Annotated in this window: 21 protein-coding genes and 1 tRNA gene; 19 read left to right on the top strand and 3 right to left on the bottom strand. The window is 59.9% G+C overall.

Annotation, left to right across the window (positions count from 1 at the left end):
- Positions 1-163: 163 nt before the first annotated feature.
- From DW754_RS09760 to DW754_RS09780, 5 genes are all read left to right on the top strand, one after another.
- Positions 164-1,198, top strand: a complete 1,035-nt coding sequence (locus tag DW754_RS09760) for an SIS domain-containing protein (protein WP_117640663.1) — start codon at positions 164-166, stop codon at positions 1,196-1,198.
- An 81-nt stretch (positions 1,199-1,279) separates the two neighbouring features.
- Positions 1,280-2,053, top strand: coding sequence for a PTS sugar transporter subunit IIC (locus DW754_RS09765; protein ID WP_117759735.1), 774 nt, complete (start codon positions 1,280-1,282; stop codon positions 2,051-2,053).
- Positions 2,053-2,901, top strand: a complete 849-nt coding sequence (locus DW754_RS09770) for a PTS system mannose/fructose/sorbose family transporter subunit IID (protein WP_192924133.1) — start codon at positions 2,053-2,055, stop codon at positions 2,899-2,901. Before DW754_RS09765 ends, DW754_RS09770 begins: the two co-directional genes overlap by 1 nt.
- A gap of 551 nt (positions 2,902-3,452) precedes the next feature.
- A complete protein-coding gene (locus tag DW754_RS09775) occupies positions 3,453-4,118 on the top strand; it encodes a PilZ domain-containing protein (RefSeq protein WP_158561653.1) in 666 nt (221 codons plus the stop codon).
- Between the two features lie 5 nt (positions 4,119-4,123).
- Entirely contained in the window at positions 4,124-5,326 is a 1,203-nt protein-coding gene (locus DW754_RS09780) for a hypothetical protein (protein WP_117759731.1), read from the top strand.
- A gap of 48 nt (positions 5,327-5,374) precedes the next feature.
- Here the strand turns inward: DW754_RS09780 and DW754_RS09785 are convergent, their stop codons facing one another.
- Positions 5,375-5,887, bottom strand: a complete 513-nt coding sequence (locus DW754_RS09785) for a hypothetical protein (protein ID WP_117759729.1) — start codon at positions 5,885-5,887, stop codon at positions 5,375-5,377.
- A 398-nt stretch (positions 5,888-6,285) separates the two neighbouring features.
- Here DW754_RS09785 and DW754_RS09790 point away from each other — a divergent pair, with 398 nt between their 5' ends.
- From DW754_RS09790 to DW754_RS09800, 3 genes are all read left to right on the top strand, one after another.
- Entirely contained in the window at positions 6,286-7,071 is a 786-nt protein-coding gene (locus DW754_RS09790; protein ID WP_117759727.1) for a hypothetical protein, read from the top strand.
- Between the two features lie 80 nt (positions 7,072-7,151).
- On the top strand, positions 7,152-8,084 hold the full coding sequence (locus tag DW754_RS09795) for a hypothetical protein (RefSeq protein ID WP_117759725.1): 933 nt from the start codon (positions 7,152-7,154) through the stop codon (positions 8,082-8,084).
- Between the two features lie 150 nt (positions 8,085-8,234).
- Positions 8,235-9,317 (top strand): HNH endonuclease, encoded by a 1,083-nt coding sequence (locus tag DW754_RS09800; RefSeq protein WP_117759723.1) that lies wholly within the window; start codon positions 8,235-8,237, stop codon positions 9,315-9,317.
- Between the two features lie 504 nt (positions 9,318-9,821).
- Here DW754_RS09800 and DW754_RS09805 read toward each other — a convergent pair.
- Positions 9,822-10,520: a DUF5710 domain-containing protein gene (locus DW754_RS09805; RefSeq protein WP_117759721.1), complete on the bottom strand. Its 699-nt coding sequence runs from the start codon at positions 10,518-10,520 to the stop codon at positions 9,822-9,824.
- A 407-nt stretch (positions 10,521-10,927) separates the two neighbouring features.
- Between DW754_RS09805 and DW754_RS09810 the strand changes: the two genes are divergently transcribed.
- Positions 10,928-11,941 carry a hypothetical protein gene (locus DW754_RS09810; RefSeq protein WP_118072030.1) on the top strand — a complete coding sequence of 338 codons (1,014 nt, stop codon included), beginning with the start codon at positions 10,928-10,930 and terminating at the stop codon, positions 11,939-11,941.
- Positions 11,942-12,321: 380 nt separating this feature from the next.
- Here DW754_RS09810 and DW754_RS09815 read toward each other — a convergent pair.
- Positions 12,322-12,396: transfer RNA gene (locus DW754_RS09815), tRNA-Val, on the bottom strand.
- A gap of 231 nt (positions 12,397-12,627) precedes the next feature.
- On the opposite strand from DW754_RS09815, the gene DW754_RS09820 reads away from it, so the two are divergent.
- The 10 genes from DW754_RS09820 to DW754_RS09865 all read left to right on the top strand — a co-directional run bounded on the left by DW754_RS09820 (position 12,628) and on the right by DW754_RS09865 (position 25,291).
- Positions 12,628-13,512, top strand: coding sequence for a hypothetical protein (locus DW754_RS09820; RefSeq protein ID WP_117759717.1), 885 nt, complete (start codon positions 12,628-12,630; stop codon positions 13,510-13,512).
- A gap of 11 nt (positions 13,513-13,523) precedes the next feature.
- Positions 13,524-14,360, top strand: a complete 837-nt coding sequence (locus DW754_RS09825; protein WP_117759715.1) for a hypothetical protein — start codon at positions 13,524-13,526, stop codon at positions 14,358-14,360.
- 32 nt (positions 14,361-14,392) lie between these two features.
- Positions 14,393-15,361: a hypothetical protein gene (locus DW754_RS09830; protein WP_147336399.1), complete on the top strand. Its 969-nt coding sequence runs from the start codon at positions 14,393-14,395 to the stop codon at positions 15,359-15,361.
- Between the two features lie 2 nt (positions 15,362-15,363).
- Positions 15,364-16,167 carry a hypothetical protein gene (locus DW754_RS09835; protein WP_117759711.1) on the top strand — a complete coding sequence of 268 codons (804 nt, stop codon included), beginning with the start codon at positions 15,364-15,366 and terminating at the stop codon, positions 16,165-16,167.
- A gap of 60 nt (positions 16,168-16,227) precedes the next feature.
- Positions 16,228-16,977: a signal peptidase I gene (locus tag DW754_RS09840; RefSeq protein WP_117759709.1), complete on the top strand. Its 750-nt coding sequence runs from the start codon at positions 16,228-16,230 to the stop codon at positions 16,975-16,977.
- Entirely contained in the window at positions 16,970-18,661 is a 1,692-nt protein-coding gene (locus tag DW754_RS09845; protein WP_117833497.1) for a hypothetical protein, read from the top strand. Before DW754_RS09840 ends, DW754_RS09845 begins: the two co-directional genes overlap by 8 nt.
- Before the next feature lie 69 nt (positions 18,662-18,730).
- On the top strand, positions 18,731-20,977 hold the full coding sequence (locus DW754_RS09850; RefSeq protein WP_117833498.1) for a DUF2357 domain-containing protein: 2,247 nt from the start codon (positions 18,731-18,733) through the stop codon (positions 20,975-20,977).
- Complete coding sequence (locus DW754_RS09855; RefSeq protein WP_117759904.1) at positions 20,977-21,681, top strand: signal peptidase I; 705 nt, start codon at positions 20,977-20,979, stop codon at positions 21,679-21,681. Before DW754_RS09850 ends, DW754_RS09855 begins: the two co-directional genes overlap by 1 nt.
- A 125-nt stretch (positions 21,682-21,806) precedes the next feature.
- Positions 21,807-22,829, top strand: coding sequence for a DMT family transporter (locus DW754_RS09860; protein WP_233508933.1), 1,023 nt, complete (start codon positions 21,807-21,809; stop codon positions 22,827-22,829).
- Between the two features lie 149 nt (positions 22,830-22,978).
- Positions 22,979-25,291, top strand: a complete 2,313-nt coding sequence (locus DW754_RS09865) for a DUF4012 domain-containing protein (protein ID WP_117759900.1) — start codon at positions 22,979-22,981, stop codon at positions 25,289-25,291.
- The last annotated feature ends 143 nt before the right edge of the window (positions 25,292-25,434 follow it).

Here is a 25,434-nt window from a genome sequence, read left to right on the forward strand (position 1 = left end):
GCCCGTGGGTTATACCCTAAGAGCAAACCACCCTTTTTAAGGGTGGTTCTGATTAAAGAAAAATCAAAAAAATCTGAAATAGTTCTTGCATAGTTAGTTATATAAAGTATTATAACGTCATGGGATGAATGAAGGGTTCATCCAAGTGAGTTAGGAGTAAGGGATGTTCAATTTCGATGAGCCTCGTTACGAGAAGGTTGTGAGCGATGCCCTCGCTCTCCGTCCTCAGATTGAGGCTGCCGTGGACGAGGTCTGCGAGCAGGGTTATTCCAACATCTTCTTCATCGGCTGCGGCGGCACCTGGGCCCACACGCTCCCGATGAAGTATTGGGTCGAGACCACCACGGCCGACGTCGATGTCCACTGCGAGATCGCCGCAGAGTTCCTCGCCTGCCCGCCCAAGACCTTCAACAAGGATTCTGTCTGCGTCTTCTCCACCCGTACCGGCACCACCCCCGAGATCATTGAGGCTGCCAAGTTCTGCCAGGAGCAGGGCGCCCGCACGCTGATGTATGTCTCCAACGACAACACCCCGGCCACCGAGTACGCCGATTACAAGTTCTTCAGCTTCGCCGAGGACGACGTTCTGTGCGAGGCCATCTACACCTACCAGATCACGCTGGTCGCCCGCTTCCTCAAGAACGCCGGCGCCTTCCCCAAGTACGACACCTTCATGGAAGAGTTCGGCAACATCGCTCCGTACCTCATCAAGGCCAAGGACGCTCAGGACGAGCGCTGCGCCGCCATGGCCGAGGACTTCAAGGACACCGATTACCACATGGTGATTGGCTCCGGCATGCTCTGGGGTGAGGCCTACGACTACGCCATGTGCATCCTCGAGGAGATGCAGTGGATCAAGACCAAGTCCATCCACGCCGCCGAGTTCTTCCACGGCACCATCGAGCTGTGCGAGGAGGGCACGAGCCTCATCATGCTCTACGGCGAGGACGACACCCGTAAGCTCATGGACCGCGTGGACAACTTCACTCACATGCTCGCCGACGAGAAGGGCGTCAACGTCCGCGTGAACAAGTTTGACACCGCCGAGGTCGAGCTGCCGTTCAGCGACCCCGAGTTCCGCAAGATCGTCTCCCCGATGGTCACCTACACCATCACCGAGCGTCTGAGCTGCCATCTCGAGCACGTCCGTAACCACCCGCTCACCACGCGTCGTTACTATCACCAGATGAACTACTAATCCTCTCAAATTGCTGCGGTTGTCTGCAGGCGAGCTGCGCAGAATGCCTCGCCTGCAGACCTGTTTCTGGGGTTGATCGAAATGGTTGTCCAGTATCTTCTAGTTGCACTGGTCGCATTTATTGCGTCCATGGACGAGCAATTATTTGGCATTACGATGCTTGGTCGTCCGCTGTTTACGAGCCTGTTTGTCGGCTTGATCCTTGGCGATGTCCAGCAGGGCGTTATCGTCGGCGCTGCTTTGGAGTCCATGTTCATGGACGCCATCATGGTCGGCGCGGCGGTTCCTCCCGAGGTCTATGCCTCCGGCGTACTTGGCTGCGCGTTTGCTGTCATTACGGGTACAGGCACGGCAACTGCCGTCGCGCTCGCCCTTCCCGTCTCCGTCTTCCTTCAGGTGTGGCGCAACTTCTGCTACGCCGTTCCGGGTGCCTTTGCCTGCAAGAAGATTGAGACCGCTCTGGCAAATCGCGATCTTGCCAAGGCGAATCTGTACCATCTGACCATCGTGCCGCTGTCGATTGGCATTCCGTCTGCACTGCTGGTGTTTGGCTCACTGTTCTTTGGTGCCGACCTCATCAACAATGCGCTCAACGCGATTCCGCAGTTTGTGATGGACGGCCTCAACGTTGCGTCCGGCGTCATGGTCTGCATCGGCTTCGCTCTTCTTATCAGGACCATGGGCGATAACAAGCTCCTTCCCTGGCTGTTCCTGGGCTTCATTATGGTCATCTACCTCAAGATGGACGTGGTCGGCGTCGCCGCAGCTGCCATTTGCGTCGCGCTGCTCCTGGCCTTCCGCGAGGGCTCGTCCGGTCCGCAGACGGTTGCTGCAGATGAAGAGGAGGACTTCTAATGGCTATCCAGAACACCGACCTCAAAGAGGCCAAGAAGGACGCGATTATGACTCCCGATATGTATCGGAGCATGTTCCTTCGCCAGTTTACGAGCCAGTGCTCGCAGTCGTACGACAAGATGATGGCAATGGGCTTCATGTACACCATTCAGAAGCCCCTGCGTAAGATCTATCCCAACGACGACGATTACTATGCGGCGCTCGATCGCCATACCGAGTTCTTTAACATCACGCCTCATGTGCTTCCGTTTGTAGCCGGCCTAACGGTTTCGATGGAAGAGCAGGCGGCTGCCGATAAGAACTTCGACACGTCCTCGATTAACGCCATGAAGGTCGGACTTATGGGACCGCTTTCCGGCATCGGCGATTCGTTCTACTGGGGTACGTTCCGCGTGGTTGCCGCCGGCATTGGTATTGGCATCGCTTCGACGGGCAACCCGCTCGGCCCCATCGTGTACGCGCTCATCTACTCCGTGATTAACTTTGCAACGCGTATCGTCGCCGCCCATCTGGGTTACGACTTGGGAACCAAGTTTTTGCAGCAGTCCGAAGAGAGCAACCTTATGTCTCGCATGACGCATGCTGCCGGTGTTCTCGGAATGACCGTTATCGGCGCCATGATTGCGGCACAGGTCTCGCTGTCCACGGCTTTGACCTTTGACGTGGGTGGTTCGGAGATTGTCCTGCAGGATCTGTTCGATTCGATCTTCCCCGGTCTGCTGCCCTTGCTGGCAACGTTCGCTTGCGTTGCCCTCTATAAAAAGGGCGTCAAGACCATTTGGATCATCTTGGGCATCTTCGCAATCTGCATCATCGGAACGGGCTTGGGAGTGTTCGCAGCGGCATAATGTTGACTGCTATGCTCGCGCGTTGGATAACTAACTGACCGTTTGAAAACGGGGCTCGGCGTAAGGCCGGCCCCGTTTTTTGTTTGAGGGATTTTCCGACCGTCCAATAATCCACGCTCATGCATCACTCACGCATCTCTCATCTCTCATTCGTCACTAACACGAGAGATAGCTGAAAGATGAGAGATAAATATGAGAGATAGCAATGCTGCAAGATGGCTGAGGGATCGAGGCAAAGTTCCCGTATACATGAGTTTACCTGCGCGAACGTGATTTGCTTGAACCGATAACGGCATTTTTGTTTCTCATCTCTCACTCATCTCTAAGCTGAGAGATAAATGAGAGATGGCTGAGAGATAGACAGACGGCCTGTCGGGGACATGCATCGCTGTTAGATTGATGCCGCGCGCGGAGCAGCTGCACGTTCACCCGCGCCCTGCATCCCGCCATTTCACGCGCTGCACATCGAAACCTCCAGCAAAGCAGGTACAATAGCCCAATGTGCATCGCGCACGACGATGATATCGGCGCCCGCGACTGGGGGAGACAACATGGCAGAGCAACAGATAACGCCGGGGACCAAGCTTCAGGTGGCATTCGACGTGCCCATGGGCCAAAAAACCGACTTCAACATGCTCGCCACGTACAAAGAGAACCTGGACGACGCGTACTTTCTTATGAGCGCGCCCATGCTCGCCGGCAAGCCGCTCATCATGGACGAAAACCAAAAGCTGCTGCTGCAATACAAAGTGGGCGAGGAGACGTTCGTGCTCGCCGGCTACCCCGAGTCGGTCGAGAAAAAGGGCATCCGCACCTACTGGAAAATGCGCAAAGTCGCCGAGCAGCGCACCTTTGTCAAGCGCCGCGACGAGCGTTTTAAGGTCGCCATGCGCCTGACCTACCAGCGCGACAACGCGCCGACCCCCGAGCCCGAGGACGCCATGACCATCGACGTCTCGGCCGGCGGTCTGGCCGTCTACCTCAACGATTATCCCGACGTGGGCGAGGCCCTGTCCGTGCAAATGCCCACGATCCGCCTGCAGGGCGAGCGTCACGAGCTGCCCGAGCAGCTGGGCATCGTGTGCTGGGTGCGCCGCGCGCCCAAGGGCAGCCTGTACCGCAACGTCTGCGGCCTGCAGTTCCGCTACGCCGACGACATGGAGCGCGAGCTCGTCAAAGAATACGTCGGCTACATTCGCACCAAATATAAGATCTGATCGCCATGGCTCTGTTCAAGCGTAACGACAAAGATCAAGCTGCCGAGGATTTGGCCGAGGGTGTAGCCGAGAATCATGCCGAGGGCATGGCTGAGGATTTGGCCGAAGGTCAGGCCGAGCATCAGGCCGAGGACCAGGCCGTGCGCGCGCCCCAAGACGCACCCCGCGTCAATGCCGAGGACGCGCCCGGCGAGGACTCCGCCCTCGATCAGCCTCCCACCTCCCGCAAGCGCTTCGGCAAGCGCAAGCCCAAACCCAAGCGCGACTTGCGCGGCGTGGTGCGCATCGAGGAGCTGGAGCAGGCACTGGCCGACCAGGACCTCGAGGACATCGACCCCGACGCGGTCGTCTCCATGTACATGCCCAAGCGCCGCATGGAGCGCATCGGCGCGGCGCTGCTGCGCATGGACAAACTGCAAAAGGCCCTCGTGGTGCTGGCGCTTGCCTTTGGCGTGCTGTTCGCCCTGTCGTTTATGCAGGAAAACATGGGTAACTTCACTATCAACCTCAACCGCCTGGAGCTGTTCCGCCGCGGCGTGGCCATTGCCGACAACGGCGACTTTAACAACGCCACCGCGCGCCTGGCCGCCGACGCCTTGGACAACGGCACCAATATCGCTGCCGAGGACCTGCCCGACAACCTGGACGATATCGACGGCAGCCACAACGGCAAGAACTACGTGGCGTACACCTTCTATATCCGCAACGCCGGCAAGACCGATCTGGGCTACAGCGCCAAGCTCAAGGTGGTCAGCGCCAGCAAGGGCGTGGAGAAGGCGGCGCGCGTGAGGGTGTATCGTAACGGCGAGCCCACCACCTACGCGGCCGCCGCGGCCGACGGTAACCCCGAGCCCAACACCGAGCCGTTTGCGTCCAAAGACGTGGTGACGACCATTAGTCACGCGAACTTCCGCGTGGGCGATGTGGACAAGTACACCGTGGTCATTTGGCTGGACGGCGACGACCCGGAGTGCGTGGACAAGATCATCGGCGGCGCTGTGGAGTTCGGTTTTGATTTTGATTCGTCCGAGACCGACGACTCGAGCCTGTTCGTTAAGTTCGTGCAGGATATTGCCGATACCCTGACCGGCAGCGATCCCATTAGCGCGAGCGGCAACGAGGCGCCTGATTACTACAAGGAACACAACGTGACTTGGAGTAACCGTCGCAACCAAAAGAACTCGCCCGCAGGGGACGGGGACAAGTAGAACGAACAGGCGCCGGGCCGGAATCGATTTTCCGGCCCGGCGCTTTTGTTATGCGGAGGCGTTGTCTTTGGAGGAGGCGACGTCGCCAGCGGCGCCGTCCAGCAAGAACAACCGCAGCACGAGTTTGATCGCGTAGCCCGGTTTGACCTGCGCCGCGTCTCCCATGCGTTCGCCCAGGTCGCCGCAGTAGGCATAAAGGTCGCGGATCAGATCCGCGCCCGAGAGGGTGAACATGTAGCCCGCGTCCGAAAGCGCGTTGGGTGCTGCGGGCAGCCCCGCAGCCAGGCAAAAGCTCGCAAGGTCGGGGCCCATGACGGCCTCGTAGTCAATCGCGTGCTCACCGTCCCGGGCGGCCTGCTCCTGCTCGCGGGTGTATGACAACGCGGCCGCCAGCACAAAGCTGGGCGTGGGCGCGTTGACGTCGTCGGTGGTGGCGACGAGCTTGCCGGCCGCCTGCGTGACCAGCCAGGCGACCTCGCGCTGGCAGCGAACGGCTTTGCGCGTCACCGGCTTGATCGATCCGGCAGAAACGCTTCCCTTGGGTTGATTGGCGGCAGCCATAGAGCCCTCCCGGCAAATAGCCCGCACAAGCAGGCAGAAATTACACGTGCTACATCAGTATAGCGGGTGGGGAAGGACTAGGGCGAAGCTCGGCGGAGGGTGAATGTGTGCGATGGTGTGGAACTGCGGTCGCAAGGCTTAAGAGGGACTTACGGCTTTGCAGGAGAGAGATCAAATAAGGTAACGATGTTCACATAGCACCACATATAACCCGAGGTAGACCTATGAATCTGCCGGAATGTAGGCTGCCGAAAACTCATAAGGAAATCGTAAGAATTATGGTATTCTCAACTCTATATCAAAAGGATGGGCAAGCAACATCCAACACGAAAGCGCGGGCTCCCCTTCCGGGCTTCTCGAGGGTCATCTGGGATGAATGGGGAAAGAAAGGGGTCCGTATGGATACCAAGGCATTAAAGAAGCAGATGGGCGCCGCCATCGCCATGGTCCTCGTGGCAGCCGTAGCCCTCGGCTCCGCCACCTTCGCATGGTTTGTCAGCAACAACACGGTTAAGGCGACGACTACCAACATTAGCGCGCAGTCGAATTCTGCATATCTGGTGATTGATAATGCGGATGCCGGTTCTACGAAGACAACGTCCACGGGTTCGGCTACCGCTTCTGAGACGTTTGATGCTGATACCAAGCTTTATCCCGCTCAATGGAAGAGGAATTTCGATAACACTGGTAATAAAGCTGCCAGTGAGGCGGATGGCGTCTGGCAATTCGAAAGTGCCTATGCAAAGGATAAGGCCACGCCCGATGAGAAGGATGACACGCGTTTCGCCGTTGGTAATCCTGAAACGGCTGCGACCAAGGATTACACCCTTGCAAATACTTTTTATATCGGTACCGGTACTTATGATGGTACCTTTACCAACTTGAAGGTAACTGGCGTTGAGATTAACAATACGTCTAATTCCAAACTCGACTCTGCTATGCGCGTGCTTGTAATGTGCGATAATGAGTGGGCCGTTTGGTCAAAAGCAGGCAAAGAGAGCAGCTCGAACACTAATGGAATCATCAAGGCCGACGGTATTGCAAAGAACAAGGATGCTACCGTAAAGGTCTATGTCTACTACGATGGCGCTGACTCCGAGGTTTATACCACCAACCTGGAGAACATCGCAAAGGATTGCGGCGTGACGGTTACTTTCGAGGCGACGCCGACCGAGTTTAAGTAATCAATCCATTTATACATAAAGCTCGACTTTCGCCGGGGGCCGAACCGTCGGCCCCTGGTTTTTTAGAATAGGTTAATCGGATGGCAAAACGATCTCAACAATTAAAGGTTCAGCTCGTTGCCGCGGCTGCCGCGGTTGTGCTGTCTGGTTTCGCACTATCCGCCGCCACGTATGCTTGGTATGTTGCCAACAATACGGTCAGCGCAAAAACGTCTACGATCGGTGCCACCACGAACGGGTTTATTCTTCAGATCGCTCAGAAGTCGAAAGGCGCCCAGCATGGTGGCGCTCAGGATTCTCTCGCGGCGACCGAGCTTGGAGGCAAAATCACTCCTTCCTCGACTGACAATATGGCGGATTGGTATGCCTGCCAGGGTTGGGGCGAAGATGGAAAGGTCACCACTTATACCAAGCTCAATTTCACCGCAGGTGGCAAGGCTGGAGAGTACGAAGCTGGCGGAGAGACGCACTATGCGTTTCTAAAAGGTGAGTACATCCTCTATACGATTTCGGATACCGGATTTGCAGACGTATATCTTGCGGATCCTTCTGAAAATCCCGTCGAAGTAACGGTCAACGGTGATGCTACGACTGACACCATCCCCAAATCCTTGCGCGTTGGATTGACGATTCAGAATGCCGATGCGGATGGTAACGGTACTGGAGCAGAGACTCTGAAATGCGTCTATGCCCCCTATGCAGTTGAAGGCAAGGGAAATGATGCTTCGGCAATTGACGGCTGGGCGTGCATCAACGGTTCTGCTGCGCCTGTTACTCCTTCCTACCAGCATATCGAGGCAGACAACTATGACGGTTGGTGTGCCTCGAAAGTCGGAGAAGATTACGTCGCGGGCTCTAAAGCGATAGCCAAACGGGTTGGTTACAACGGAGTGATTCTTCGAGTGTATATTTGGATGGAAGGTACGGACGCGGATTGCGTTAATAACGAAGCTGCAGAAGATACGGCTACATACAACGTAACCGTCCGTCTTGCCGGCGTTTCTGCTGAATAGCATCCATTATCCTGATCTACTCGAAATTGATAGGGGCCGCTTCAATCGAAGCAGTCCCTTTCTTTTGTGGCGACTTTGCGCAAAACAGCTGCATATGAGCCCGCGTGGATCGGCGATAATGTGAAGAACTGTTCTTCCTGGAGGTTCCTTATGGACGGTATCGCTTCTAGTGTTCCGCTGATTGCTCGGCCGAGTTTCGACCGCGCTTGCAGCTTTGTGCCGTCCGAATATGTCCAGGCCTGGGAGCGGTTCTTGCGCGAGGAGCAGCGTGGCGGCCTGTGGGACAAGCTTCCGCATCGCACCAATGCCGATAGCCCTCAATATCCCTTCCGTCTGACGATTGATTCCGAGCTCTTTCCGGTGCCGCGCGATTCGGGCATCTTTTGGCCTGGTCGCGGGCGCGTTAAGCATCCGCGCAAGAAGACCTTTGCCCTTTCGGTGCACAATTCCAAGCGCGGCGCCTACCCTGATGTTCCGCCGCTCTATCTTGAGGACGGCACGTGGGTGCTCAAGTACTCGTCGCAAAGTGCTTCGGTCGAAAACTGGCGCGACCAGGACTACAACCAAAAGATGATCAACTGCATGGAGTGCGGCGTTCCCGTTGGCGTTTTCTTTGCAACGAGCGCTGGCTACAAGGTTCTGGGCCTAGCGTTTGTTGAGCGTTACGAGCCGGAGAACAGCTGGTTTGTACTGCACGGCCCCGTCCATAAGGGCGGACCCGACGCGCGTTTCTTCCCCGATATGAGCTACATGAAGGAGGCTCCGGTCGCGGCGGAGTTTTCTGGCGCTCCCGTGAGCGACGATGATAAGGTCCGCTACGCGTTGCGTCGCGAACGAATCGGCCAGCAGCGTTTCCGCAATCAGCTCTTTGAGGCCTATACCGGTCGATGCGCCGTCTCGGGCTGCAATGTCGACGAGGCGCTCGAAGCCGCGCATATCGAGAACTATTCGGGTCCCAAGTCGCAGATTGTCAGCAACGGTATTCTGCTGCGCCGCGACCTGCACTCGCTGTTCGACGCCCATCTGATTTCGTTTGAGCTGGTACGCGGCGACTATCAACTTTGCGGGTCGTATCTTCTGCAGCATACGGATTATGCGGCGTTTGCAGGTTCGGTGTTGCGCGAGCCAGACGAACATCGCTTGCGCCCCAACGCTCGATTCCTCGAAGCCCATCGCGCCGAGTTCGATTTCTCGGAATCGCGTCGTCATGCGGAAGCCGTTGCTCCGTATTAGTTAGGTGCAGCCTGCCGCAACTCAATCATGTCGATTGATCGGATCGCGCCGCGCCGCATCGAGGACCGCGCGATCCTGCCATCCTCTCTTCAACGGTTAAAACGGGAAAGGGGAGGCCATGGGATGGCGAAGCGATATTGCGTGCGGCACATAGGGTAACTTGACGCGCGTTCTGATGGATCGGAGCTTATTCCCGCTCGTCGAGGCCACCTGCAGCCAAATCTACCTGCCGTGCCCAAGCTGCGGTGCAGGCCTTCCATGCCTAGACATCAGCTTCATCGACGTCCGCGACAAACACGCCGCCGACTCACGCGCTCGAACAGGCCTGCGCCTTCCAGTCTATCCTCAGCAATGCTCAACCTGCGGATGCGCCATTACCTATGACGATGCGGAGTCATAGCTTCGAAGACTGAATATCTAGTCGGGCAAACCCGGTGATTCGACATTTTCTGCGTTATACCAACAACTCAACTACCTGCGCATACTCGATTTTCTAGTTTTGCCCTACAGGTAAATCCCCTCGCACAAGGTCTTGTGGAACTGGGTGTGGTGGTCGCGTGCCCAGGTGAAGAGCGCCTGGTCAAAGTTGTCCTGGCTGGCGGGGATGCCAAAGACGCCGGCGACTTCCACGCGCACGAACTCCAGCGCGGGCAGCTTGTTGATGGCCGTGAGCGCAAACGGCGACGTGGGCTCCTCGAACAGGTAGTGGCTGCCTTGCAGCGCGCCGCAGGCGGTGCAGGTGCTGGCGAGCGATACGGTTTTGGTGGTGCGCGACGTTACGGGCTTGTAGCCGCAGCGCTCGCGCAGGTAGTCGCGGATCTCGGCCGGCACGCAGCCCAGCGCGGGGACGATGGCTATGGCGTTGGCGCGGGCGGTGTCGATCGCGATGTGGCCCGTGTCATCCATGGCGGGTACTGCGCCGGGCGCGGCCTTGCTGCCCGAGTCCTCGGCAACCCGATACGGAATGCCAAAGGCCGCGACCGTCGTTTGCTCGTGGCACTTCCAACATTCGCGCTTGCCCAGCCCCAGGTAGATGTAGGGCGCGCTGGGGTCGGAGCGATCCACGCCGGGCAGCCACGCGGCAAAGGGCTCGGGGTTGACGCCATCGGGCACGTACCAGATCTTCTTGACCCGGTCCCACTTGGCGCCCAGGGCCTTGGCCTTGTCTTTGTGCGAAAAGGGAACATCGAGCTCGGTGCGCATGGCGGCTCCTTTGTGCGGCTTGCGGTGCATGTGCTCCAAGGATACCCCACCGGCGAGTGTGTGGTCGCTAAACGAGCACTTCGACCGCCCGAGAAGTCGCGGGGCGTTTTGGCGGGGGCGTGCCGTCAAGCAAATGGGCAAGTGTTTGGTCAGCTTTTGGTCAGTTGAGCGGCAACCTTGCCAAAAGCTTGACGGATTTGCATTTAGACGTCGACGAATGAACACTTTGGTTGCGCCGCGGCAAAAAACTGCTGGTCGTTTGCCGAAAACTCGCCAGGGTCGCGAGTCGCCGCCGACGCGCGTGCTATCTTCGCGCCATGGGGTACTTTATCGTTTCACATAACGCTGCGTTGGCGCTTTTGGCGCACATTCCGAACCCGCGCTTTGGGGATTCGGAACCAGAGGTCGTGTCGATCGCGGGCGCCTGTGCGCTCTGTGACCAGGAGGCGCAGGAGTTTATCGATCGCTATGATCTGGGGATCCAAACGCTGGATTTGCTGGTGCCGTCGCGCGCCGACCGTCGGCGGAGCAAACATGTTAAGACGCATCTCTGCACCAACGAGCTCCCGGCGGGTTCGTTTATCTCGCTGGGCCACTGGATGGGCGGCCTAGATGCGTACGTGTGCGCTCCCGAGCTGGCGTTTGTGCAGGCTGCACACGACAGCTCTGCGGCCGAGGCCATCTATGCCGGCTATGCCATGACATCGAACTACCGGTTGGATAACCTTGCCCCCGGCGGGGTGACCAGTAGGGATGCGGGCATGCGCGATAGCAAGCTCACGACCAAGGAGCTCATTGCGGCGTATATCGAGGCGTCCCCAAAGGTAAGGGGTCTCGCGAAAGCAAAGGCGCTGCTTGCGTATGTGATCGAGGGGTCGCGCTCTCCGAGGGAGTCGGGGCTGTGCATGTTTATGTCGCTGCCTACGCGCTACGGCGGGTATGCATTGGGCAAGGCCGAGCTCAACAAGAAGGTCTTTATTCGCGATGGACTCAACGATGGGCGCGAGCGCAAGCTGCGCGTGCTGGAGCGCACGCCCGACATTACGCTTACAGCTAAAGTCGAGGTGGGCAAGGATAAAGTAAAGGCCGGGCTGCTGCCAGAGGTACTGACCGCGATGGTCGACTACGACAGCGATGCCATTCATGACGGCCGCGAGAAGATCCACAAGGATGCCGAGCGCCGCAACGAGTTGGAACTGCTTGAGGGAGTAGCGTATTTTACGGTGACAACCGACCAAGCAAATGACTACGAAAAGCTCGTTCGGCTGTGCGAACGCATCCGACGCAAGCTGCATCGGAATAAGCGCCCCATCTTTAACAAGGCGATGGGTGCAGAGCAGCGATATTTTGCCAACGCGCGTGCCGAAACGAAGCGATTTTGGCTCTGGCAAGCCGTTATCGATGCGCATCAGTATTGGTAGGGGCGGTAACAGGGGGTTAGAATTAGCGGCCATATATCCAGGTCTAATACTTTTCCCGAGAAGTGAACGAGCCAGAATGGGCCCCCGAAACATCGACACTTTTAGGGGCTTGTTTCCTGCGGTTTTGCTGCTGGAATCCTGCGGTTTTAACGTCAAAAAGTGTGGATGCTCCGGGGGTCCAAATAAGCTCGTTCACTTCTCGGGAAAAGTATTAAACCTCAATTTATAGGGGGTTATTTATATATGGCTGCGAGACCCATCCGCGCCTGATCGGGGCAATCACCGGGGCTGTTTGGGCGCTTTGGGTGCCGCGGCGTCCTTTTGGCTTGGCAGCGTAAAACAAAACAGCTCAGAGGCGAAGCCTCTGAGCTGCGAACATTTGGTGGGCGTTAGAAGATTTGAACTTCTGACCTCTTCCGTGTCAGGGAAGCGCTCTCCCCCTGAGCTAAACGCCCGATCAAGGGTGCGCGAGTGCGCAGGGAATAATATAACGGAGCTCCCACCCGGTGGCAAGAACTATTTTAAAAAACTGGTGAATTGTGGCCCCATCGGAGCCTGCAGCAGCGCGAACAGCACACGAAAAGTCGCGTTTGTACCCCCGATGAACTGCACGTTCGCGTAAAATAATGCCCATTATGGGCAAATGGTGTCCAGGTAGTTTGCAACACGGCATTTTGGGGAGGGGCATGTCGGACGCGCGCTCGCTGCGAAAACAGTTCAATCGCATGCTCGCCACGTTGCTGGTGGCCCTTGCCGCTGCCGGAGCCGTAACGTATGCCTGGTACATCTACAACGCCAACCGCCACATCACCGACGTCAAGATGGCCGCGGGCACGGGCGTGACCTTCCTCATCTCCAACGAGTACGACGGCGAATACAAAACCAACGCCGGCCTGAGCTTTGTGGGCTTGCTCGATCCCGTCTCGACCGACAACGTGCTCAACGGCTTCCAAAAGGTAACGGGCTTTACCGGCGGAACCACCCAGGACTCGCTCTTTGCCAGCATGTTCGGCGCCGCCGAGCATTCCGACTACTACAAGACTTCCCTGTACCTGGCCACCAACTCGGCCGCGACCGACGTGTACCTGTCGGGTATCGACTTTACCGAGCAGGACCCGGCAAACCCCATCTCTACCGCTCTGCGGGTGGGCCTGGTTACCTATGCGCCGGGGCAGGGCGATACCGTTACGGGCCAGTACGTCTTTGAGGTCTCGGGCGAACACAATCCCCAGGCGCGCTACAACACGCTCGACGGCAAGGATGCCGGCGAGAACGAGCAGAATCACCTGGTGCTCGACAGCACCCGCTCCGATGGAACAACGGTTCATTTTGACCAGCTGACCAGCGCAAACTTCTGTGACTACAATGAAGACACCGGCATTGTGAGCCTCAAGGAGGCCACGACCAAGATCTGTAGCCTGCCCGCCGCTGCCGAGGGCGCCAACCGTAGCACGCCCGTGCGCGTGGATGTGTACGTGTGGCTGGAAGGCTGCGATCCCGATTGCACCAACAATCTCGCCGCCACCAGCTTGCAATCGCTGGCGCTGCGCTTTGCCGGTAAGCGTTCGTAAGGGGGCTGGGTATGAGTGCATCGAACATCAAAGACATCCTAGGCTCGCGCCGTCGGATGGTTGCTGCGGCCGCATGGATGCTCGTGCTGGTAGCCGCCCTGAGCGCTGCCACCTACGCGTGGTTTAGCAATTCGCGCTACACCAATGTGACGCCCGTGGCGCACACGGTAAGCGACGAGGGCTCCGACCTGCAGATTGGCCTTTCGGCCAACGGGCCCTGGGACACAACGGCAACGCTTGCCGCCGCCGACAAGACGCTCTATCCCATCTCGACGGCAGACCTTTCCCGCTTTTGGCGCGGCACGTTCCAAAACGCCGCCGGCATCACGACCGACTACGCCGACTGCACCGCGCGGCTGGACGACTACGCCCTTTCGGGCACGCTGTACCTTAAGGGCAGCGATAGCGCGCTCAACGTGTACCTGTATCAGGGCCAGATGAGCGTGACGAACGACCCGCAGCTGCTGGCCGCGCTGCGTCTGGGCCTGGTCATTACAACTCAGTCGGGCACGCAAACGCATATCTTTACCTGCGACGATCTGGGCAACACCTCGGGCGCCACCAGTAGGCGTACCACCGCGCAAGACGGCGTGGTCGTGGCGCCCGGTGCCTCGGGCTGGACCTACACCGCCGACCCCGCGCGTGCCATAAGCGCTTACAGCATGGATGGCACCGGCGACACGCCCGCGGCGCGCGCAGGCGCCACGCCCATCTGCACGCTGGCCGCCAACGAAGTGGCAAGCGTTCGCTACGTTGTGTACATGGAAGGCTGCGACGCCAATTGCATCGACGAGGCTCAGGCTCGCGATGTGGTGCTGCAGCTTGCCTTTGCCGCGGCCAAGGCGTAAGGGGGCGAATCGTCATGGGAGAAAAGCAGCACATGCCAGCATATAACCGCGAGACCAAAACCGAGGGCACGAGCCCCGCGGTCCCCTCCAACGCAGCCGCCGAGCGCGAACGCCTCGAGCCCGCCGCCGCCCGCCGTCACGCCCGTCGCGCGCGTGCCTACATCGCGCTCGTTATGGTGGCGCTCGCCGCCACTTTGGGCGTCGCGACCTACGCCTGGTTTACCAACAACATGAAGGTCAACACCAACTCGGTGAGCGTGCACAGCGACACGTCCAAGCTGGTGCTAGAGCTGGGCGATGCCGATCACGGCAGCTGGACGCAGCAGGGTGACGTTTCCCTGACTTCCAGCGCGAATGGCGCCGTGACGCTCTACCCGGTCTCGACCTTTGACCTCAACGGCTTTGCCGCCTGCGCGCAAAACAACTCGGCCGGCGAGGCCACGGTGTTTGAGCAGGCAAAAGACAACGGCTCCACCTACTATCACGGCTGGATTGACCTGCGTCCCACCATTACGGGCACGGGCGCCAGCAAGGTTAAGGGCAAGGTGAGCCTGTATCTGGCCGAATCGCTGGTCCCGCAGGGCGCCGATGCCGAACTGCTGCGCGCGGCTCGCGTGGGCATTAAGATCTCGAGCGGCAGCCAGGTGCTTGCCACCAACATCTTTGAACTCGACGGCTCCGATAGTGGTCACCGCGCCGAGCACCCGGCGACTGTCCCTGCAGGCCTGGCGGGCTACACCGAGGGCATGCTCCTGGGCTGGCAAAACGGCCAGCTCGCTTGCGGTGCCAACGTGACACAGGACCCGGCCGCCTTTACGCTGGACACGAGCGAGACGGCCGCGCGTCCGCAAAACACGCTCGCCACACTGGGGCTTGGCCAGACCTATCGCCTGGACATCTATTACTACATCGAGGGCACCGACCCCGATAGCGCCGACTACCTGCATCAAGACCCGGGCACCCTGCACCTGGCCCTCTTTGCGACCCTGGACGGTGAGTAGCCATGACGCGTAAGCAACCCGCCGCCAACTGCACGCCCGCCACCGGCAAGCCCAACGCCGCCGCGCCCGCCGACACCGACCTGCGCCGCAAGCTCACCACCACCGTGGTACTGGTGTTGTTTGCGCTGGTGGCGATAGCCATGGCAACGTTCGCCTGGTTTTCCATCGCCGATAGCGCCAAAACCCGCATGCTCATGATCGACGCCAACGCCGACGGTTCGCTGCGCTTTGACCTGGACGAGCATGCCACGTTCGACGAATACGTCCACAGCCCGGGCTTCGACCAGATCTCGGCACGCATCGCCAGCGAAAAGGGCGTGGACATCGACGCATCCAAGCTCAAACCCGTCACCACGAGCGACTACCAGACCTTCACCTTCGAGGACGGCTCCACCGCTGACCCCGCCACCGGTGTCTACCTGGAGTTCACGCTGCACTTTATGAGCAGTACGGACCTGCGCGTGCGCCTGACCGGGCAGGATGGCGACGGCGGCGTTTCCGGCACGCGGTTTAGCTCCGACACGCAGGGTATGGCCAGCGCCATGCGCATGAGCTTTACCGCCGATGGCCACACCTGGGTCTACAACCCCAACGGAGGCGGGGGCTCGTCTGGTGCGGCCACCGTCTTTGGGCTCGACTCGGGAGCAGCGAACGCGGCCAGCGACATGTTCGACCTAATAAAAGATACGGACAAGCCGGTAACCGTTCGCATATGGCTCGAGGGAACGGACCCAAATTGCACTAATATGCTAAAAGGAGCTAACTATTCGGTTTCGATGCGCTTTGAGGGCATCGAAGAACAGTAGATATGCACGGCGGCCACCGGGCCGCGCACGACCTAGACAGACACGGTAGTAAGGGACATCATGCAATCTGTTAAAAAAGTCGCATCCATCGCGCTGAGCGTTGTCATGTGGATCATCATCCTGGTGGCGGCCCTGTATGCGTTTACCACGCTCGCCACGCGCGAGGACGGCAGCGTCTCTGACATCGCCGGCTTCACCCCGCTCGCCGTGCAGTCCGACTCCATGGCTCCCACGTTTAACAAGGGCGACCTCATCTTCATCAAAAAGTGCGACACCTCCAAGCTCGAGGCGGGCGACATCGTGACGTTCCATACCATCATCGACAACGAGTACGCGCTCAACACGCACCGCATCGCCGCCATCGACGAGGTCAACGGCATGCGCAGCTTTACCACCAAGGGCGATAACAACGACGTGGCCGATACGCACATCATCAGCGACGGCGATATCGTGGGCAAGTACCTGTTCGCGCTGCCGCAGATGGGCAAGGTCATGGACTTTCTGTCCAGCTCCATGGGCTTCCTCATTGTGATTGTCCTGCCCATGCTGCTGTTCTTTATCTACCAGGTGTATCACCTTATCGTGGTGGGCATGAACCTTAAGCGCGCCATGGCCGAGGAAGACCGCCTGGCCGCCGCGGCTGCCATCGTGGATGCCGAGGGCAAGGGTGACACCGCCACCGTTGCCGCCGATAACGCCGCCGAGCAGCTCGCCCAGGCCGAGGCCAAGCTCGAGGAGGCCCGTCGTCTGAAGGCCGAGGCCGAGGCGGCGATGAGCGCGACCAAGCAGGAGGGTACCGACGGTGAGTGAGTTTCTGGGATTTGCCTGGGAGCTGCTGGCAAAGGTCGTCTATAACGTCGTTGCCGTCGTGAGCTCTATCCTCAACCTGCTGGTGTTTGGCTGGGTTGAGTACTTCAACATCTTTATGACCTACTTCACCACGTTTGACCTGGTGGGCAAGATCGGCGCGGTCATTCTGTTTGCCATGCTCATCGCGGTCCCCGTGCTGATCGTGGCCATTTTGGTTCACCGCTACCGCATCAACCGCCGCCTGCATCGCGATGACACGTCCAACAAGGCGCTCTATCGCGAGATCGGTCGCCTGAACAAGCAGGTGCTCGACCTCATGGACGAGAAGAACAAGCTGCTGGCGCTCAAGGTCAATGCCATGGGCGGCACCAAGCAGATTCCGTACGTGGGCGCCTCGGCCCTGGCCGACGACCACCTGCCCACGGTGGGCAACGTGGTGGGCGCCGCCGCGGGCGCGCCTGCGGGCGAGGGCGCCACGGCTGCCGTGGTGTCGGGCAACGCGTCGCTCGCGCTCGATGGCGCGGGCGTCAAGGACGCCGCAGCCGCCATGGCCAAGGCCACCGTTGAGGCCAAGACCCTAGCCGAGGAAAAAGAGATTGCGCAGGCCAACCGCTTCCCCAAGTTGTCCCTTGTGGACCTTAAGTACCGCGACTGGGAATCGCCGGTCTACGACGATGCCATCTCGCTGGAGGACTTTGTCGACAGCTTCCGCGCGTTCGCCTGCAGCCAGATGAAGCTCTACTACACGCCCGAGATCATCCGCCGCTTTGTGGCCGGCATGGCCGCCTCCAAGCTGCTGATCCTGGAGGGCATCTCGGGTACCGGTAAGACGTCGCTGCCCTACAGCTTTAGCCGCTACCTGGACAACCCCGCGACCATCGTGTCGGTGCAGCCGAGCTTCCGCGATCGCACCGAGGTGCTGGGCTACTTTAACGAGTTTTCCAAGCGCTTTAACGAGACCGAGTTCCTCCGCGCCGTGTACGAGGCGGGCCTGCGCCAGGACCCGTCCATGATCGTGCTCGACGAGATGAACCTCGCCCGCGTGGAGTACTACTTTGCCGAGATCCTGTCGGTGCTCGAGATGCCCAGCCACGACGAGTGGGTACTCGATCTGGTCCCCACCCAGTGGGCCGCCGATCCCAAGGCTCTGCACGACGGCAAGCTCACCATCCCCGACAGCCTGTGGTTCATCGGCACGGCCAACAACGACGACTCCACCTTTACCATCACGGACAAGGTATACGACCGCGCGATCCCCATCGAGCTCAACGAGCGCGCCGATGCGTTTGAGTGCGAGCCGCACGAGCGCGTGCACGTGACGGCCGACCACCTGCAGTATCTGTTCCAGAAGGCCAAGGTCGAGTACGTGATCGACGACGAGCTGCTCCAGAAGATGCACAAGCTGGACCAGTACCTGCAGACCCGCTTTAAGCTGGCCTTTGGTAACCGTATCATCAAGCAGATGTACGACTTTATCCCCGTGTACGTGGCGTGCGGCGGCACCGAGCTGGGCGGTATGGACTACATCATCGCCCGCAAGGTGCTCAAGAAGTTTGAGTCCATGAACGTGAGCTTTGTGCGCGACGAGATGAAGGGCCTGATCGAGTACATCGAGAAGACCTTTGGCGAGGGCGGCCTGCCCGATTCCGTCATGTACCTGCAGCGGATCCAGAACTTTTACTAATGCTGTAAGCGCGGGGCGGCGTGATGTCGCCCCGCCCCTTTCCGATCGATCCAATCTATGGAGTAACCCATGTCCGAGACCATTCAGGACCTCTATACCAGCTTCTCCGAGCAGATGGAGCCCATCCAGGAGGACAGCCGCTACTTCCGCTATCTGTTTGAGATGGCGCAGGCCTCGGGCACCACGATCGAGCAGCAGCGCGAGGAGCTCGTCAAGGTGGTGGACGAGGAATGGATCAGCATGATCGAGGACTCGCTCGACGCCATCAACACCATTATCGAAAAGCCCCGCCGCTTTATCACCACCGAGGAAGAGGTGGTGCCGGTCTCGCTCGCCAAAAAGATCAGCGCCGACAGTGTTCGCCATCTGAGCCAGAACACGCAGTTTTTGGCGCCGAGCGACGATGGCGGCGTCCATCCCACGCGCATCCTCAACGTCAATACCGTCGAGACCTACGACCTGTACGAGAATCGCTTTATCTACCACCTGATTCAGCGCCTGCTGACGTTTGTGGACAAGCGTACCGACGTGATCTTTTGGTCGACGGGCAACGAGATCCGCAACCGCTTTAAGATGCACAGCAAGATCGACGACGCGTACGAAGAGATCGAGTATAACGTCGAGATGACGATCAAAAACCGCCAGAGCTTTGCCGAGAACGACGCCGACAACATGGACGTCTTTATGCGCATCGACCGTGTGCGCCGCCTGGTCATGGCGCTGCGCGGCGCGTCGTTTTGCCAGATAATGAACGGGTGCAGCGCGGTCCGCAGTCCCATTCAGCGCACCAACCTCATCATGAAAGACCCCAACTACCGCAAGTGCTACCAGCTGTGGCAGTTTATGGAGCGCTACGACAAGGTGGGCTACAACATCGACGTGCAGCAGCAGGCGCTGGCGTTCGATGACGAGTACATGGTGCAGATGTACACCAACCTCATCAACAACTACACCGTCTTTAAGAGCCTGACCGATGACGAGTGCAACCTGCAGGAGCTCGAGAGCGTGCAACACGCGCCGGTGGCGCCTAAGTTTATTAAGGAGATCAAGGAGGTGCAGGTCGATAGCCCCGACCTGCCCGATGTCGAGGTCCGCCGCGTGTTTGTGGAGGAGGTCACGCAGGCCCAGCTCGACGCCGAGCAGGCGCTGGCCGAGGCGCGCGAGCAGATCGAGGAGCTGCAGGGCCAGGTGAAATCCTGGAAGGTGCAGGCGCACGCGTTGACCGACGAGCGCGACGACCTGGCCGACGAACTGGACGAGGCCAAGACGCGCGAGCTGGCGTTGACGCAGCGCGCTCAGATGGCCGAGGCGGATGCCGAGGAACTGCGCGGCTCGCTGGAGGATGTCGAGGCGGGCAAGAAAGCTGCCGAGGCCGACGCTGTCGAGGCGCGTGAGACTGCGGCGGCGCAGCTGGCGCAGACGCGTGCCGAGGCAGATGCCGAGGTCGCGGCCGCTCGTGCCGACGCGGACGCCAAGGTTGCTGCCGCCGAGCAGGCAGCCTCCGAGCAGGTCGCGCAGGTCGAGAGTGACGCCGCTGCGGCCCTGGCTGCCAAGGTGGCCGCCGATGCCGCTGAGCTGCAGGCCGCCAAGGACGCAGCCGCGGCCGAGCTTGCCGGCGTGCGCGAGACGTGCGCCAAGGAAGTTGCCGAGCTGCATGCCAAGCTGGACGCCGCTCAGCTGCAGATTGAGGAAGCGCAGCTGACGGCCGAGCGCGATGCTCGCGCCGCGCAGGAGGCGGCCGACGCCTCGGCAGCCGCAGCGGAGCAGGCGCTCGCCGACACCGTTGCCGCGGCTGAGGCGAAGGTCTCCGCCGCCCAGCAGGCCGCCGATGCCGCAATCGATGCTGCCCGTGCGGCCGCCGACTCTGCCGTTGAGCAGGCTGCGGTGGATGCCAACGAAAAGGTCGCCGCCGCTGCCGCCGAGCGCGACACCGCCACGCGTGCCGCCGAGGAGACCCGTGCCGACGCCGATGCACGCATTGCCGCGGCCGAGCTCGAGGCGGGGGAGCGCATCGAGCAGGAGGTCGCCGCCGTCCGTGCCGCTTGCGAGCGCGAGGTCGAAGCTGCTCGCGCGGAGATGCAGCAGCGCCTGGACGCGCTGGCGCAAGAGCTGGAGCGGGCCGAGCGCAACCGTGAGCGTGCCGAGCGCCGCGCCGAGGGCAACAGCCTGTCGCGCTATCTGCTGGCCCGCTTGCGCGGCGAGGCTGGCGAGGGCGTGGCCACCGCGCCTGACGAGGATGGCGCTTCTGCGGCGGATGCCACCGAGGCCGAGGTCGCTGCCGACCCCGAGACTTCCGCAAAGGACGACGACAAGTGATGAAGCACGTGCTCCGCGTGATCAACGTGTTAGCGACCGTGGTGATCCTCGTCGCCTTTGTGGTGCTGCTGCGCACGGTGTTCACGCCCGCCGGCGAGATCCCCACCATCATGGGCTACGGCTTTATGCGTACGCTGACCGGCTCGATGGAGCCGGCGATTCCCGTGCACTCGTTTATCGTCGTCGATACCGACAACAGCCAGGCCTACCAGGTGGGCGATATCATCACCTTCCATTCGTCCGATGACGTGCTGGAGGGTTCGCTCAACACGCACCGCATCGTATCCGTGGAGGCCGCGTCCGACGGTTCGCCGGTCTACCACACCAAGGGTGACGCCAATCCGGTCGAGGACGCCGCACCCGTGCCCGCCGCCGATGTTGTGGGCCGCGTGGTCTTTGTCTCGGCAGGCCTGGGCGTTGTGGTGTCGCTGCTCACCAATCCGCTGCTGTTCTTTCCGCTTATCGTGGTGCCGCTGATCGTGCTGCTGCTGCTCGAGATTCGCCATATGGTCAAGACAACGCAAGAGGTGGCACGCGCCGAGGACGAGGCCGCCCTGCGCGCAGCCGTGGAGCAGATTCGCGAAAAACGTCGCCGCGAGCAGGAAGGCCGGGACAGTGTCAAGGACCCAGGCGATGACGATCGTGCCCAGGGGCGTGCGGAAGCCGACCCCGACGCCCTCGACGATTCCAACCACTCGGCATAGCTCATCCGCACCTTTCGTCCCTACAATAGGGACGCTCGTAGATGTTCCGATTCGCCCGCTTTTCCATACCAATATTCGTGCTACAGTTTGAGCGCTTTGTTGCCAATTGATTTCGGGGGAGTGGGATGGAACAGGAGCGCTCGGCGCAGCGTGCACGTGAAAGGGCTTCGGTACCGATGACGGCGGCGTCCGATTTTATCGTGCCCGAGGGCACCGACGAGCTCAGCCGTAGCACCCGCCGCGCCTGGCGCGAGCGCCTTAACGATGCGTCGTCGCGCAAGATGATCACGGGCGTCTTGGCTACGCTGGTGGGCGGTTCGTTTTGGGGCTTCTCGGGCACCAGCGCGAGCTTTCTGTTCGATACCTTCCACGTCGACACCTTGTGGCTTATGAGCGTGCGTCAGATTCTCGCCGGTCTACTCTTTATGGCCGTGGTTGTAACGCGCGACCGCGAGCGCCTGATTAAGCTCTGGACCACACCCGCCGACCGCAAACAGCTGCTGCTCTTTACCGCCTTTGGCCTGCTGTTCAACCAGTTTTGCTATCTTTCGGCCGTGCGCCTGACGAACGCCGGGACCGCGACGGTGCTCCAGTGCCTGCAGCTCGTTATCATCATGGGCTACACCTGCGTGATCGATCGCCGCATGCCGCGTACTCGCGAAGTCATCGGCATTGGCCTGGCTCTGGGTGGAACCTTTTTAATCGCCACCGGCGGCGACCCCACCAGCCTGAATATCTCGCCGCTTGGCCTGGCAGCAGGTCTTATGTGTGCGGTCAGCGCCGCGTGTATGGCGGTGATTCCCGCCAAGATTCTGCCCGAATACGGCAGCCCCATCGTCACGGGCTCGGCAATGCTCACGGCGGGCGTGGTCTCGTGCGTCTTCGTGCAGCCTTGGGCGCATATGCCGGCGCTCGATGCCGCCGGTATCGAGGCACTCGCGGTGTTCGTGGTTATCGGCTCGTTTTTTGCTTACATGCTCTATATGCAGGGCGTTAAGGACATCGGCTCGGTGCGTGCGAGCCTCATCGGAACTGTGGAGCCGGTTTCGGCGACCATCACCAGCGCCGTGATGCTGGGCACAGTGTTTTTGCCGACCGACCTTATCGGCTTTGCCATGATCATCGTGATGATGTTTCTCACGGTGTAGCTGGTGCCGCCGCCAAGACAGAAAAGGTGTTGTGCCGCATTTTCGCCAATTGATGTCCGTGTCTGGAGTTTAGCTGTCGATGCTCAAAATGCCATAAACTAGTAACGTTATGGACTTTTTCATTGCGACTCAATTGCGAGGATTTCTTTATGGCTGGTAATCACTTTAAGGGCAGCGATAGCGGCCGTCCTGCAGTTCCGCCGCGTCCGAACGGGGCTGGTAAGGCCGGCACGCCGGGCGGCGCTGGACAGGGCGGTTCCGGTAAGCGCGTGTCCCCGGGCGAGACGGCGATGTTTACCGCTCTGTACGAGCAGTCTCAAAAGGCAAAAAAGACCGGCCGTGCAAGAGGGAATGTCTTTGCGGGCGGTGCAACCTCCGCGTCGCGGCCGAGTGGGGCTCCTTCGGTACCCGCGAACAACGCAGGTGCTACCAACGCCGCGAATGCCGCCGGCAACGTTAATGCCGGCAAGGCCGCCAACAATACTCCCTCTGCCGGTGGCGCGGGGCTTACGGGTAACCTTGGCACGATTTACACCGGCGCCTCCGAGACTGGCACGTTCGCCCGCCTGGATGATAGCGGTGCCGAGTTTGCGGGCTCGGGTTCCAAGGAAGATTATTACGATTTTGGCTTGAACTATGGTAGCGACGCTTCGTCGAGTTCGACCTCTGACGGTCTGGTCCGTCATCGCCATCGCAAGGGCGAACGCAAAAAGCGTCACACCGGCGCCATTATTGCCGCTGTAGTCGCGGTGCTTCTCGTTGCGCTTGGCGCAAGCGGCTTTATGCTGCTTAACTCGGCAAAGACCGTAAAGAGTGAAGCGAAGGAGGCCGTCGAGATTGTCGGTGGCCTTAAGGACAAGGTCACGTCGGGCGATTTTTCGACGCTGCCTGACGACGCGAAGAAGATTGATGAGCTTTGCGACAGCATGAAGGTGGAGACCTCGAGCCCGCTGTGGACGGCGGCTTCGTTTATCCCGGTGTATGGCAGCGACATCAATGCGGCCCGCACCATGATCGACGCCCTGTCCGATGTCTCGAGCAATGCGCTGGTTCCCATGGCCGATAACCTTTCGCAGGCCACGCCCGGCAAGCTGTTTCAGGACGGCATGATTAACGTGTCCGCGCTGCAGGCGGTCGCCGATTCGCTTTCCAGCAGCTCGAAGGTGTTCAAGAGCGCCAACGAGAAGATCCAGGGCATTGGCGATACTCATATTTCCCAGGTGACCGAGCTGGTCGATAAGGCCAAGGACGGCTTTGCCACCCTCAACGGCGCGGTTGACGCGGCGGAGAAAGTCGCCCCCGTCCTTCCCCAGATGCTCGGCGCCAACGGCCAGACGCGCAACTACCTTATGTACGCCATGAACAACGTCGAGATTCGTGCCTGCGGCGGCTTTGGCGGTTCGCAGGGCCTGATTTCGGTCACCGACGGCCAGATGTCGATTGGCGAGTTTGTTCCATGTATTGCGCTTGGCAAAGAGGAGGCGGTTGAGAGCGTCGACGAAGAGGACGAGGCACTGTTTGGCGACCACAGTAACCTGTACAACTCTGGTAACGCGTATTCGCCCGATTGGCCCCGCAACTCGCAGCGTGTCGCCGCGCTGTGGAAGTCCCAGTATGGGCAGGACGTTGACGGCGTCGTGGGTATCGACCCGGTGTTCCTGCAGTATCTGCTGGGCCTCGTCGGTAATGTCTCGCTGCCCGACGGAACGGTTGTCGACGGCACCAACGCCGCAAAGGTCCTCATGCACGATGTGTACTGGAACTATCCGGTCGAGGAGTCTGACGGCATCTTTGCATCCGTCGCCAGCGCTGCCTTCGACAAGATCCTTGGCGGTATCGGCGATGTCGATGTTACGAAGCTTGTCAGCGCCGTTGAGCGCGGTGCTGAAGAGGGCCGCCTGATCGCGTGGATGAAAAACGATGACGAGCAGAACGCTATCAAGCAGATGAACATCGACGCCTCGCTGCCCGATCCGGATGACCCGAGTGAAGATCCCGTTGCTGGTGTCTACTTTAACAACCTGAGCTTCTCCAAGCTCGACTGGTACCTGAATGCCGATACGCAGATTGGCCAGGGCGTCAAGAACGGTGACGGCACGTGCTCGTATCGCATCACCGTTACCCTGACGAACATCATGACGCAGGAGGAGGCAGGCAAGCTGCCCGACTACGTCGCGGCGAGCGCACCCGATGCAGCGCGCGACGACGAGCGTCTGAATGTCTCGTTGTTTGCACCGACGGGCGGCAACATTACTGATCTGACCGTCGAGGGCACCCAGTTTGGTCTTGGCGCCGCTACGTGGCATGGAATCCCCTTCTATTCGGGCACCGTTGACCTGCATGCTGGCGAGACGACGACGATCACATATACGCTGACCACGTCGGCCGAGGCGGGGGACAAGCCGCTTACGCTGCGTCAGACTCCTACATGCCAGGCGGCTCGCGACAGCGCGTCGGCGTAGGATTTTTCTGGTAGCGCAGATAATCGAGTACCATTTTGGGGCGGACAGGCAATCTGTTCGCCCCTATTTTGTAAGGAGAGCGCATGAAGTAGGTAGCGCGCAGAGATGTGGTGTAAGAGGCGGGGCATGCCCCGCCTCCGCCC

Source organism: Collinsella sp. AM29-10AC (genome assembly GCF_003469085.1).
Taxonomy (GTDB): Bacteria; Actinomycetota; Coriobacteriia; order Coriobacteriales; family Coriobacteriaceae; genus Collinsella.

Excerpts from the sequence above, each read along its gene's own strand:
- DW754_RS09760 (WP_117640663.1), top strand. The coding sequence starts at position 164 with ATGTTCAATTTCGATGAGCCTCGTTACGAGAAGGTTGTGAGCGATGCC.
- DW754_RS09765 (WP_117759735.1), top strand. The coding sequence starts at position 1,280 with ATGGTTGTCCAGTATCTTCTAGTTGCACTGGTCGCATTTATTGCGTCC.
- DW754_RS09770 (WP_192924133.1), top strand. The coding sequence starts at position 2,053 with ATGGCTATCCAGAACACCGACCTCAAAGAGGCCAAGAAGGACGCGATT.
- DW754_RS09775 (WP_158561653.1), top strand. The coding sequence starts at position 3,453 with ATGGCAGAGCAACAGATAACGCCGGGGACCAAGCTTCAGGTGGCATTC.
- DW754_RS09780 (WP_117759731.1), top strand. The coding sequence starts at position 4,124 with ATGGCTCTGTTCAAGCGTAACGACAAAGATCAAGCTGCCGAGGATTTG.
- DW754_RS09785 (WP_117759729.1), bottom strand. The coding sequence starts at position 5,887 with ATGGCTGCCGCCAATCAACCCAAGGGAAGCGTTTCTGCCGGATCGATC.
- DW754_RS09790 (WP_117759727.1), top strand. The coding sequence starts at position 6,286 with ATGGATACCAAGGCATTAAAGAAGCAGATGGGCGCCGCCATCGCCATG.
- DW754_RS09795 (WP_117759725.1), top strand. The coding sequence starts at position 7,152 with ATGGCAAAACGATCTCAACAATTAAAGGTTCAGCTCGTTGCCGCGGCT.
- DW754_RS09800 (WP_117759723.1), top strand. The coding sequence starts at position 8,235 with ATGGACGGTATCGCTTCTAGTGTTCCGCTGATTGCTCGGCCGAGTTTC.
- DW754_RS09805 (WP_117759721.1), bottom strand. The coding sequence starts at position 10,520 with ATGCGCACCGAGCTCGATGTTCCCTTTTCGCACAAAGACAAGGCCAAG.
- DW754_RS09820 (WP_117759717.1), top strand. The coding sequence starts at position 12,628 with ATGTCGGACGCGCGCTCGCTGCGAAAACAGTTCAATCGCATGCTCGCC.
- DW754_RS09825 (WP_117759715.1), top strand. The coding sequence starts at position 13,524 with ATGAGTGCATCGAACATCAAAGACATCCTAGGCTCGCGCCGTCGGATG.
- DW754_RS09830 (WP_147336399.1), top strand. The coding sequence starts at position 14,393 with ATGCCAGCATATAACCGCGAGACCAAAACCGAGGGCACGAGCCCCGCG.
- DW754_RS09835 (WP_117759711.1), top strand. The coding sequence starts at position 15,364 with ATGACGCGTAAGCAACCCGCCGCCAACTGCACGCCCGCCACCGGCAAG.
- DW754_RS09840 (WP_117759709.1), top strand. The coding sequence starts at position 16,228 with ATGCAATCTGTTAAAAAAGTCGCATCCATCGCGCTGAGCGTTGTCATG.
- DW754_RS09850 (WP_117833498.1), top strand. The coding sequence starts at position 18,731 with ATGTCCGAGACCATTCAGGACCTCTATACCAGCTTCTCCGAGCAGATG.
- DW754_RS09855 (WP_117759904.1), top strand. The coding sequence starts at position 20,977 with ATGAAGCACGTGCTCCGCGTGATCAACGTGTTAGCGACCGTGGTGATC.
- DW754_RS09860 (WP_233508933.1), top strand. The coding sequence starts at position 21,807 with ATGGAACAGGAGCGCTCGGCGCAGCGTGCACGTGAAAGGGCTTCGGTA.
- DW754_RS09865 (WP_117759900.1), top strand. The coding sequence starts at position 22,979 with ATGGCTGGTAATCACTTTAAGGGCAGCGATAGCGGCCGTCCTGCAGTT.